Origin of the sequence: Flavobacterium rhamnosi (assembly GCF_048286515.1) — a bacterium.
Taxonomy (GTDB): domain Bacteria; phylum Bacteroidota; class Bacteroidia; order Flavobacteriales; family Flavobacteriaceae; genus Flavobacterium.
In genome coordinates this window covers 1-11,575 of record NZ_JBLVPS010000023.1, presented here as the reverse complement: position 1 = coordinate 11,575, position 11,575 = coordinate 1, and the positions used below count along the sequence as shown (strand labels likewise).

Sequence of the window (11,575 nt, the reverse complement as noted above, 5' to 3'; positions counted from 1 at the left end):
AGACTATTTAAATTAAATAAAAAGGACTTCGTTTTCTTTCGAATACATTTGCAACAATAAGGGATGTGGTGTTTTTTTATTTCCCGAAGCATCAAGAGTGATTGTTATTTCAAGTTTTGGATGAGTCAATTCGAACGCTTTATTTTGAACGTTTCTGTAATCTATTAAAGATTGATTTTTTTTGAAAAAATATTTTGACGGTTTCATAATATCACTTTTTGATGTTATTTTTAATTGCCTTTCAATATAAGTTGCGTAGAGAAACTAAGGAGTCAAAATTAAAATCGTTAAACCAGCTGCTTAAAATGGCTTAACGATTTTAATCTATTGTTTAATATTAAGGATATATTAAAAATAAATTTTATTTGATAGCAATAGTTTTATGTGCTTTTTTCTTAGAGCCTTCTTTTTTAGCAATAACAACATGAAGAATTCCATCTTTGTAACTTGCTTCTATCTTACTTTCATCTATATATTCTGGTAGATTGAAAGATCTGAAGAAAGATTGATAACTAAATTCTTTTCTAATGTAATTATCTTTTTTTCTTGTTTCTTCTTTCTCCTCTTCTTTTTCTGAAGAAATCATAAGAATGTTGTTGTCAATTTCAACTTTGAAATCTTCTTTTTTCAAACCTGGAGCAGCCAAATCTACTTCTAATTTATCTTCTGTTTCTTTTAAGTTTACAGAAGGTAAATTACTGCCAATTGCAGTGAAATTTTTATCTGCCCAATCAAAGAGATCTCTAGATACAAAATCATCAAAAAATGTGTTCACTGACGGAAATAAGCCAGTATTAATCAAAGGGAATGAGCTGCTTCTTTTAACTAAATTTTCCATAGTTTTTATTTTTAAATGTTTTAAATAAGTTAAGTAAATTTAGTGAAATTATTCCCCTAAAATATGGTATTTAACATACAAAACGTTGAAAACAAGACTATTAACGGCAAAATGCCTTTTTAACAAAAGTTAAAAAGGCATTTCTTACAGTAGAAAATTTAGTTTTGCGGAATTATTAATACCAGCGTTTCTTATTCTGTTTTGAAACCTCTGATTTCCTGGATTTATGAGCTCCACCACTTCGATTTGAATTTTTTTGTGCAGCTGCAGGAGCTGTTTCCGGACTCCCTGAATGCCAAGGATACGGATGGTCGTTTACGTTTTTTACATCCACTTTTATTAGTTTCTGAATGTCTTTCCAATAGGCATGTTCGTCTTTACTGCAAAAAGAAATGGCAATTCCACCATTTCCGGCACGACCGGTCCTACCGATTCGATGTACATAGGTTTCGGGAATGTTTGGTAAATCAAAATTGATTACAAACGGTAATTGATCAATATCTATTCCTCTCGCTGCAATATCCGTAGCTACCAAAACACCGACTTCTTTATTTTTGAAAGCATCCAAAACACGTTGTCTTGCATTTTGAGATTTGTCACCATGTATGGCCTCAGCGGCAATATTATTTTTTCGCAATGCTTTTACAACATTATCTGCACCATGTTTGGTTCTGGAAAAAACCAATACATCTGCTAAATTTTCATTTTTAATCAAATGATACAGTAAATTTCTTTTTTCTGTTTTTTCAACAAAATAAACACGTTGTTCTACATTTTCTGCCGTAGAAGAAACAGGTGAAACAGTTACTGTAGCGGGATCCGTTAGAAACATTTCAGCTAATTCTCTAATAGCGATAGGCATTGTTGCAGAGAAAAATAATGTTTGTCTATTTTTTGGCGTAAGCTTTACAATTTTTTTTACATCGTTTACAAACCCCATATCAAGCATTTGATCGGCCTCGTCAAGAACTAACGTATGCAAATGATCTAAATCAATAAAACCCTGTTTGTGTAAATCAAGTAATCTTCCTGGTGTTGCTATCAAAATATCAACACCATTCCTCAAGGTATCAACTTGTGGGTTTTGTGAAACTCCACCAAAAATGGTCAGTTGGGTCAAATTAGTGTATTTTCCGTATGTATCGAAGCTTTGTCCAATTTGGACTGCTAATTCTCTAGTTGGAGTTACTACTAAAGCACGAATTTGCTTGGCTTTTTTTGAAGAACCTACAATTCGGTGTAACTGATGTATAATTGGGATAGCAAATGCAGCTGTTTTTCCTGTTCCAGTTTGCGCACAACCTATTAAATCACGTCCCGATAATACTAGCGGGATAGCTTGTTCTTGAATAGGAGTTGGGTTGGTGTAGCCTTGTTCAAATACGGCTTTTTGTATACTTTTTGAGAGCGATAAATCTTCGAATAACATAATTTTGGTATTAAATATCTTGTATTAAGTACATAGATAGTTTTGCAAAGATACTATTAATATTTTTGATGGCTATTTATGCGGCCTTCTGGAAAGAATTTCTGGAGTTTCAAAGAAGAAATTCAACAATAAAACAGACTATTGATTATTAGATTTAATAAAATCGGTTACAAGATAGCCAATAAGTTTACCTATTAAATGATTGTTTTTTTCTTCACTTAAGTCCGGTGCACCTTCACAAATGTGCAAATAAGCAGCATTTTTATTTTTTGCAAAATAGGATATAAATTGACGTAGTTGTTCCACTGAGAAACCACTTAAAGTCATCGCACTGCACGCAATGTTTGGAATTGCATCTAAGTCAATTTCAATTCCGAAATAATCGTCATTTATAAATTCTAAGGCTTGGGCCATTTCCTGGTTGAATTCTTTTTCTTTTCGGATGTTTACACTATCATAGGTATTATAGCGAACACGGTCTTCGATTTTTTTTATGATGTCCAGGACGCTTTTAGAAGTGTAATTTTCATGCAAACCGAAAATGAAATATTTTTTTAAAAAACCTTCTTCAAAAGCGTATGAAAAACCGTTACCGCTGTGACGTCCTTCTAAAATTCTAAAATCAGAATGAGCATCAAAATTTATTGCATTTACTGGTTTTCCTTTGGCAAGTGCCGCACCTTTTATATTTCCATAGGCGTTATTATGTCCTCCACCGATAACTATTGGTGTTTTTCCTAATTTTATAATGTTAAAAATTATATGAGAAACATCCTTATCAATTTTCTCCACCAGTTGACTTAATTTGAAGCGATCATCAATGTCATTAAAATCTAAATGCTCCACTTCTTTCATTTCTGCGGTCACATTTAATTGTCCCAAGACAACTAATTGACTTCCCTTACAAAAACGGTTGTGCTGAATGTTGGCAATGCTTTTTATCGCACTATCCCAAGCTGATGCTGCCCCAGGTCTGCCAAAATTAGCTCTTATTCCTATGTCTTCAGGTATTCCTAACAATACATATTTAGCGTCGCAAGTTTTTAGAAACGCAATAGGGTCAGCCTCTTTTGGAACTGTTATCATTTTTTCTCCAAACTTTATTTCGCCACTTCTGTGGTTTGTAATTTTTGCAAGATCATTGATAGTAAACGGGATAATTTTTTCCATTAAAAAAAATATTTTTCCCAAAAATAATATAATTGTATTAACTTACGTTATTACCTAGTTATATATTGTTAAATTTGTATAAAATAAAAATTAAAATCAAATTATGGAAAATCAAAAAAGCAGTTCAAGTCTTAAAGCGGTTATAGCGGTTTTGGCAGTTTTATTAGTGGGAAGTTTAGTGTATATTTTTAAAATGACGTCTGATGCCGATGTAGTTAAAACAGAATTAAAAACTACATTGACCGAGAAAGAATCCGTTATGAAAGATTTACAGGAATTAAAATCTACTTATGATGCGGCAATTGCGGAAAACACATCAATGTCTGATGAACTAATTCAAGAAAGAGATAAAGTGGTAAACTTAATGTCTGATTTAAGTAAGTCTAAAGGAGATGTAGCTTCTATGTCAAAGTACAAATCACAGTTCGTTGCTTTGCAAGGGAACATGAAAGTTTTAATGGCTGAGAATGAAGGTTTGAAAAAAGAAAATACGACTTTAACGGTGCAACGTGACAGTACGGTTGTAGTATTAGGAGAAACTAAAAAGAATGTAGAAGCGTTAACAGGCCAAAATGAAGAATTGGCAAAAGCAGTTGAAATAGGTTCGAAATTAACAGTTCTAAACACTAGAGGATCCGCTTTTAAACTAAGAAGTTCTGGTAAACAAATAGAAACTGATAAAGCAAGTAGAGCTGATGTTCTTAGAGTTAGTTTTACAATTCCTGAAAACCCAATTGCTAAATCTGGTGATAAAATGTATTACGTTCAGGTAATTGATAGTAAGAATAATGTTTTAGGCGATAAAAAAACAGAAACTTTTGGAGATAATACTTTAACCTATAGTTTTACAACTAATGTTAAATATGAAAACAAAACAGTTACTGTTTCAGAGGACTTAAGAGGAAAAGATTTTGCTAAAGGAACGTATTATATTAATATTTTTGACAGAGATATATTAGTTTCAAAAACAAGTTTTATTTTGAGATAATATTTCTAAATTTTTGCATAAAAAAAGAGAAACTTAGCGTTTCTCTTTTTTTATGCAAAAATTTCACCTTCAATTACAACACTGTCAATTAGATTACTTCCAAAAGCATACGGCAATTGAAAGTAGGAGGGAATAGGTTTCGTAATAATCAGATTCGCTTTTTTTCCAATGGTTATACTTCCATGCGTATCGGAAATCCCCATCGCATAAGCTCCATTGATTGTAGCTGCATTTATAGCTTCTTCCGGAGTCATTTTCATTTTAATGCAAGCAGTTGCTACTACAAAGTTCATATTTCCAGATGGAGTGGAACCAGGATTGTAATCCGTTGCGAGCGCCAGGGGGAGCCCGGCAGCAATCATTTCTCGTGCAGGCGTATAAGGAATACTCAAGAAATAAGAACAGGAAGGTAAAGCAACAGGCATTGTTTCGGTATCCTTTAAAGCTTTAATATCTTCAGTTGTCATCACTTCAAGATGATCGACAGAAAGTGCGTTGTACTTTATCCCAGCTTGAATTCCTCCAATAGAGTTGAACTGATTGACATGAATTTTTGGTATTAAGCCAAAACGAATTCCAGCTTCCATGATTTGTTCTGTCTCTGCTACAGTAAAATAACCGGTTTCACAAAATACATCAATGAAGTCTGCCAGTTTATTTTTGGCAATTTCAGGAAGCATTTCGTTAATGATTAAATCAATATAGCCTTGATGGTTTGCTGCATATTTCAATGGGAATGCATGAGCGCCCAGAAAAGTTGCTTTTATAGTTATGGGATAGTTTTGCGCCAAACGTTGAATTACGCGCAGTATTTTTAGCTCTCCGTCGAACGTCAGGCCATATCCTGATTTGATTTCTACTGCTCCAGTTCCCAAACGGATAACTTCTTCCAATCGCATTTTAGATTGTTCGTAGATTTCAACTTCGGTGGATTCGTTGAGTTTTTTTGCCGAATTTAAAATTCCACCGCCACGATTGGCTATTTCTTCATAGGTAAGACCATTTATTCTATCGACAAATTCTTGTTCTCGATTACCAGCATACACAATGTGGGTATGACTGTCACACCAGGTAGGTAAAACCATTTTTCCCGTCGCGTCGATAGTTTTATCAGCATTTATCTGAGGCAAATTATTCATCGAGCCAAAATCAGCAATTAAGTTGTCTTTAAGTACTAAAAAGGCATTTTTAAGTGTTGGGAGAATGGCCATTTCTGCACCGGAAACTTTAGAAATTAAAGTTTCCCGAACCTGAAGTAATTCTCTTATATTGATAATTAGCGTTGTCATTTTTTTTTAATTACTCTGAAACTTTTATTTCAAACATTTTATCCCAGTTTTTTCCAGTTACAAAAATAGTTTTAGTTTTTGGGTTGTAGGCAATTCCGTTTAAAAAGTCGTCCGGAGTTACATTAATCAGTTTTCTCAAGCCAGAAAGGTCTAAAATAGCTTCCACAGCCCCATTTGCAGGATTTACGACAGCAATCGCATCTTTTTGCCAAACATTAGTGTAAATTTTGCCGTTAATCCATTCTAACTCGTTGATCGATTTGATTTTTGACTCTCCGGAATACACATTGATGTAATCAATCATTTTTTGAGTGTTTGGATCCATTTTCCAGATTTTTTCCGTTTTATCTGTTTGGTAAATATAGTTACCGTCATTTGTCATTCCCCAACCTTCTATATCTTTATCGTAAGCAAAAGTTTTTTCCAGTTTTAAAGTAGCAGCATCATAGATGAAACCAGTTTTTTCCTGCCAAGTCAATTGGTAAATTTTATTGTTTAAGATAGTGATTCCTTCTCCAAAGTATTTTGCGTCAAGGTCGACCTGTTTGTATATTTTTCCAGTTTTATAATCGTATTTTCTAAAATAAGATTTTCCGTGTTGGCCAGTGCTTTCAAATAAAGTGTCTTTATAAAACTCTAAGCCCTCGGTAAAAGATTCTTTATCATGGGGAAATGTATTGACAATGGTATATTTCAATAATTTGGGCTTAATATTAGAAACTAATTCTACTCTCACAGTAGCTTCTGAGTTTTCTCCTTCATAGTAGACTAATGCTTTTAAGTTTTGATAGCCTAATTTTTGATCTTTCAATTCAAAAGTGTATTTGTCAAGTCCCTTTTTTGACGTTATTTTTTTGTCATTTATATAGTAAATAATACTGTCGACCGCTTTCGAATTTGGGTTTGAAATTCCTAATTCTATCGCTTCTTGAGGCTGATATCGCTCCTTAAATTTAGAAATATTAAAGGTAAAGACTGTATTTTCACCTTTTTTTGTATCGTTGCAGTTTGCCAGAGTGATTCCTAATAAAATGATAGATAGGAAGTTATAATTTCTCATAGTTTGATTTTTTGATGCGCCAATATACAACGTTATTTTTATAGGAGCAAAGCACTTGCAAAAATATAAAAAGGTTGTATATTTGCACCGGCAAGTCCTACACGACCAGCTCCTGCAGACTCCCCCAGGATGGGAACATAGCAAGGGTACGTGGTTGAGCGGTGCGATGTAGGTCGCTTGCCATTTTTTATTTTTTACAAGTAGTCTTCCTTCGGGAGGCTTTTTTTATTTTTGGGCTATCCAAAAAATGTTGCGTTTTTAGTATTTGATTGGGTTTCAAAATCTTTACGTTTTAAATTTAAAGTAAAAAACATGAATAAAGTAGTCTTAATCACAGGCGGTTCTTCAGGAATAGGAAAGTCTATTGGAGAGTTTTTGCACCATAAGGGTTTCGTTGTATATGGAACCAGTAGAAATCCGGAGCAAATTTTCAATTCGGTTTTTCCCTTAGTAGCGTTAGACGTTAGGGATACGGATTCCATTCATAAAGCTGTGGCCAAAGTGATTTCGATATCTGGAAGGCTTGATGTGGTTATTAATAATGCAGGGGTGGGGATTACCGGACCACTAGAAGAAATTCCAATGCATGAAATCAAGAATAATTTTGAGACTAATTTCTTTGGGCCAATTGAAGTAATCAAAGCTGTTTTGCCTCAAATGCGCATCCAAAACACAGGTCTAATCATTAATATTACTTCAATTGCCGCCTATATGGGTTTGCCGTATCGAAGCATTTATTCAGCTTCTAAAGGAGCTCTTGAATTGATTACAGAAGCCTTACGCATGGAAGTTAAATCCTTTGGTGTTCATATTACTAATGTGGCCCCGGGCGATTTTGCCACTAACATTGCTTCAGGACGTTTTCATACTCCAGTTATAAAAGGTTCTGCATATGAAGGCCCTTATGGCACTACTCTAAAAACAATGGATGAGCATGTTGACAGCGGAAGCAATCCAAATGAAATGGCGGAGGCAGTATATAAAATTATCCAAACGCCGGAACCTAAAATCCATTACAAAGTAGGTGTTTTTATGCAGAAATTTTCGATTGTCCTGAAGAGAATTTTACCTGATAAAGTATATGAAAAAATGCTTATGAACCATTATAAGTTGTAATTTGCACCGAATTTTAGCAGCGGGAAGGATTATAGTGAAAATCATTATGCTTTTACTTTTAAAAAACAAAAGAGTGAATGCCGGCTTTTCAGCAGGTTACGCCCAAATTATAAACACACAATTTAATTAGATATATTATGAAATTTTTTATTGACACGGCTAATTTAGCTCAGATTAAGGAAGCACAAGCGTTAGGCGTTTTAGATGGAGTTACTACCAATCCATCATTGATGGCAAAAGAAGGAATCACTGGAAAAAATAGCATTTTGAAACATTATGTTGATATTTGTAATCTTGTAGATGGTGATGTAAGTGCCGAGGTAAATGCATTGGATTATGATGGAATGATCAAAGAAGGTGAAGAATTAGCTGATTTACATGATCAAATCGTTGTGAAATTGCCAATGACTAAAGAAGGAGTTATGGCTGCTAAATACTTTTCGGATAAAGGAATTAAAACCAATGTAACTTTAGTATTTTCTGCTGGTCAGGCTTTATTAGCTGCAAAAGCGGGAGCTACTTATGTTTCTCCGTTCATTGGTCGTTTGGATGATGTATCTACAGACGGTTTGGCTTTGATTGAAGAAATTAGATTGATTTATGATAACTATGGTTACGAAACGCAAATTCTTGCAGCTTCTGTACGTCACACCATGCACATTGTTAACTGCTCAAAAATTGGCGCTGATGTTATGACTGGACCACTATCAGCAATTTATGGTTTATTGAAACACCCATTGACTGATATTGGATTGGCACAGTTTGTTGCTGATTTCGAGAAAGGAAATAAATAAAATAGTTGTCAATTTAAGTTCCTTTGATTAGCTTAAAGGTTTAAATAAAAAAATCCCATTTCAAAATTTGAAGTGGGATTTTTTATTGGTTTGGTTTTTGGTTTTTTGGTTATTATATTTTATTAAAATTAGTGTCCTCCACCAACTTCTACGTCGTGTCCGATTCCTTGTTTTTGTAAAATTCCAATCACTTTCCAACCATAGAATGCGATGAATGCAAAACACAATACAGGAATAAAATAAGAGGCGTGAATTCCAATGATATCAGCTAATTTTCCTTGTAATGGTGGGATAATTCCACCACCTAAAATCATCATTACTAAAAATGCAGATCCTTGTGAAGTATATTTTCCTAAACCGGCAATTGCCAATGAGAAAATACACGGCCACATAATACTTAGAAACAATCCACCGCTCATAAAAGCAAAAATAGCTATATTTCCAGTTGTGAATAAACCAATAAGCATCGCTGCCATTCCCATTAAACCAAAAATCATTAAGGTTCTTGAAGGTTGATCTTTACCTAAAAAGAAACCTGCAATTTGGAATAAAATTACGAATGCGTACGCATACAATGGCGTAATATCTTGTCCTGAAATAGCATTAGCAGCCAAAACTACACCAAAAGCTAAGTACGGTATAACGATAAGTAAAATCTTTTTTAATTGTGATGATGGATTAAAAACAGAAATAGCTCCTGCCCAACGACCAATCATTAAACTTCCCCAATACATAGACATGTAAGGCGATAACTCAGGGCCAGAGATGGAACCAAAATCAGCTGTTACCAATAATTCTCCAAGATTACTTCCAATTGTTACCTCTACACCAACGTAGGCGAACAATGCTAACATTCCTAAAACTAGTTGTGGATATTTCATTGCACCCCAGCCTTCAGCATTTTTTTGTGCTGTAGTGTTGGCGAAAAATAATCCAATAACTACAACCAGTAAAGTAGAAACAGTTAAGGCTAATCCCAAATAATCTTTTTCTTTATTTTCTATAAAACGACTAATAAATTCAGGGTCTTCATAACGAGAGAATATATAAGCAAAGATGGCTACTAAAACTACTGTAATTGCGATAAGGGTTTTCATCGCTTTGTTTGCTGTTTCAAAAGTTGAGTCGCTTTTTCCTGATGGTAATTTTTTAGAAAAATGAAACAAGGTTGCAGCCAACAAAAACAGACCTCCAACAAATACATATAGAATTCTCATGGAATCCAATGAATTTTCTTTTTGAGCGAACTCTTCAATACTCACGCCAGAGATAACACCAAATAAAGCAAATGAAACAACTATTGGCCCTATTGTAGTTCCTAATGAATTGATTCCACCAGCAAGATTCAATCTGCTTGATGCTGTATGAGCTTCTCCTAATGAAGCTGCAAAAGGTTGTGCAGAAGTTTGTTGTAAAGAAAAACCAAGAGCAACTATGAATAATGCACCAAGGATGAATAAATAACTTCCCTGTGTTACTGCTAATATCATTAAAACAGCTCCAAAAGTACTAATCAATAATCCATAAATGATTCCTTTTTTGAATCCCCAAGCATTTAATATATCTTTTTTTGCTATGCTGCTAAAAATGAATAGGAGTATAGCGCCAATATAATAAGCACCATAGAAAGCAAAATCGATAAGTTGACTTTGAAATTGATCTAAGCCAAATTTGGCTTTACAAAAAGGTATGAAAATACCATTTGAGGCTCCAATAAATCCCCAAAAGAAGAATACTGTAATTAATGTATAAAGAGCCGAATTATTCGACTTGGTTTGTTCTGAATTCATAATTTTTTTTTGGTTTTTTAAAATTTTATTATTTATTTTTTTGCTGTAAGACGGTAAATATATTTGTTAAGTAAATTAAAAAAAAATAATTTAGAATAAATATTGTCAAAATTACTGAATAATCACTTTTTGTTACAAAAAGATGATTTTTTTTTGAAAATTTTATCGATTTCAAATAAAGTATTGAACTGAATTTTATTCTAGAATTTTGCTTTTTACACCTTTGCTATAATTTCTCCCTATTGGTAGGGTATACGAAAGTATTTGTATTCTATTTCCTTCTATGGATTTTACTTTGTCAATTGCAATGGTATACGATTTATGAATTCTCACAAATCGATCCGGTGGCAGCTCTTCCGATAAAGAGGTTAAAGATTTGTGTGTAATGTAGGTTTTGTCCGTAGTCACAACTTTAATGTATTCTTTCATTCCTTCGATAAACAGAATTTCATCAATTGTTACTTTTACCATTTTTTTATCTACTTTGATGAAAATATGTGGTTCTATCCGATGCATTTCAACCTTGCTATTATTCTTTAAATTGATTTCGGTTGAAATCTTAGTGATACATTTAATAAATCGTGGTAACGGTATAGGCTTTATTAAATAATCTAAAACGTCTAACTCATAACTTTCGGCAGCAAATTCTCTAAAGGCGGTAGTGATTACAATTTTAGTTTTATACTCTATTAATCGGATGAGTTCAAAACCAGTCATCATTGGCATACTTATATCTAAAAATACAGCATCAACAGTATTGTTATTTATAAAATCCAATGCTTCCAATGCATTATTGAATGTACCAATTATTTCAAAATCTGAAAAATTGGTAAAATAATTCTGCAATATTTTTATCGCTAGTGGTTCATCATCAACTAAAACACATTTAATCTTCATTAGGAGTAGGTATTTGCAAACGGATGATATAATAATTGAACTTTACCAGCTGTTCTAAAGTTTGACAACTCCTCCAGCTTAAGCGAGGAGGATTCTTGGAAAAAGCTTGCCTCAACAGGCTACTTTAGCTTCCATGAGAAATTGCCCTTTCTCCAAAATATTATTTGCGGCGTTTAGATCCGCATTACCTACATGTCCACAAGA

At 33.5% G+C, this 11,575-nt stretch carries 11 protein-coding genes and 1 other RNA gene; 4 read left to right on the top strand and 8 right to left on the bottom strand.

The window, feature by feature from the left end:
• Positions 1–12: 12 nt before the first annotated feature.
• The 4 genes from ACNQGN_RS15625 to ACNQGN_RS15610 form a co-directional block, all read right to left on the bottom strand.
• Positions 13–207 (bottom strand): hypothetical protein, encoded by a 195-nt coding sequence (locus ACNQGN_RS15625; protein WP_417988760.1) that lies wholly within the window; start codon positions 205–207, stop codon positions 13–15.
• A gap of 154 nt (positions 208–361) precedes the next feature.
• Positions 362–838 carry an Hsp20/alpha crystallin family protein gene (locus tag ACNQGN_RS15620; protein WP_417988759.1) on the bottom strand — a complete coding sequence of 159 codons (477 nt, stop codon included), beginning with the start codon at positions 836–838 and terminating at the stop codon, positions 362–364.
• A gap of 175 nt (positions 839–1,013) precedes the next feature.
• Entirely contained in the window at positions 1,014–2,267 is a 1,254-nt protein-coding gene (locus tag ACNQGN_RS15615) for a DEAD/DEAH box helicase (protein ID WP_417988758.1), read from the bottom strand.
• Between the two features lie 138 nt (positions 2,268–2,405).
• Positions 2,406–3,437: a formimidoylglutamase gene (locus ACNQGN_RS15610; protein WP_417988757.1), complete on the bottom strand. Its 1,032-nt coding sequence runs from the start codon at positions 3,435–3,437 to the stop codon at positions 2,406–2,408.
• Positions 3,438–3,540: 103 nt separating this feature from the next.
• Here ACNQGN_RS15610 and ACNQGN_RS15605 point away from each other — a divergent pair, with 103 nt between their 5' ends.
• Positions 3,541–4,425, top strand: coding sequence for a hypothetical protein (locus ACNQGN_RS15605; protein WP_417988756.1), 885 nt, complete (start codon positions 3,541–3,543; stop codon positions 4,423–4,425).
• Between the two features lie 50 nt (positions 4,426–4,475).
• Here the strand turns inward: ACNQGN_RS15605 and hutI are convergent, their stop codons facing one another.
• Both hutI and ACNQGN_RS15595 read right to left on the bottom strand, forming a co-directional pair.
• A complete protein-coding gene (hutI, locus tag ACNQGN_RS15600; RefSeq protein ID WP_417988755.1) occupies positions 4,476–5,714 on the bottom strand; it encodes an imidazolonepropionase in 1,239 nt (412 codons plus the stop codon).
• 10 nt (positions 5,715–5,724) lie between these two features.
• Entirely contained in the window at positions 5,725–6,774 is a 1,050-nt protein-coding gene (locus ACNQGN_RS15595; protein ID WP_417988754.1) for a glutaminyl-peptide cyclotransferase, read from the bottom strand.
• A gap of 88 nt (positions 6,775–6,862) precedes the next feature.
• Here ACNQGN_RS15595 and ffs point away from each other — a divergent pair.
• From ffs to fsa, 3 genes are all read left to right on the top strand, one after another.
• Positions 6,863–6,960: signal recognition particle sRNA small type (ffs, locus tag ACNQGN_RS15590), an RNA gene on the top strand.
• 126 nt (positions 6,961–7,086) lie between these two features.
• Positions 7,087–7,890 carry an SDR family oxidoreductase gene (locus tag ACNQGN_RS15585; protein WP_417988753.1) on the top strand — a complete coding sequence of 268 codons (804 nt, stop codon included), beginning with the start codon at positions 7,087–7,089 and terminating at the stop codon, positions 7,888–7,890.
• 137 nt (positions 7,891–8,027) lie between these two features.
• Entirely contained in the window at positions 8,028–8,684 is a 657-nt protein-coding gene (gene fsa, locus ACNQGN_RS15580) for a fructose-6-phosphate aldolase (RefSeq protein ID WP_417988752.1), read from the top strand.
• Positions 8,685–8,812: 128 nt separating this feature from the next.
• Here fsa and ACNQGN_RS15575 read toward each other — a convergent pair whose 3' ends face one another.
• Positions 8,813–10,474: an MFS transporter gene (locus ACNQGN_RS15575; protein ID WP_417988751.1), complete on the bottom strand. Its 1,662-nt coding sequence runs from the start codon at positions 10,472–10,474 to the stop codon at positions 8,813–8,815.
• A gap of 195 nt (positions 10,475–10,669) precedes the next feature.
• Positions 10,670–11,371 carry a LytR/AlgR family response regulator transcription factor gene (locus ACNQGN_RS15570; protein WP_417988750.1) on the bottom strand — a complete coding sequence of 234 codons (702 nt, stop codon included), beginning with the start codon at positions 11,369–11,371 and terminating at the stop codon, positions 10,670–10,672.
• Positions 11,372–11,575: the final 204 nt, after the last annotated feature.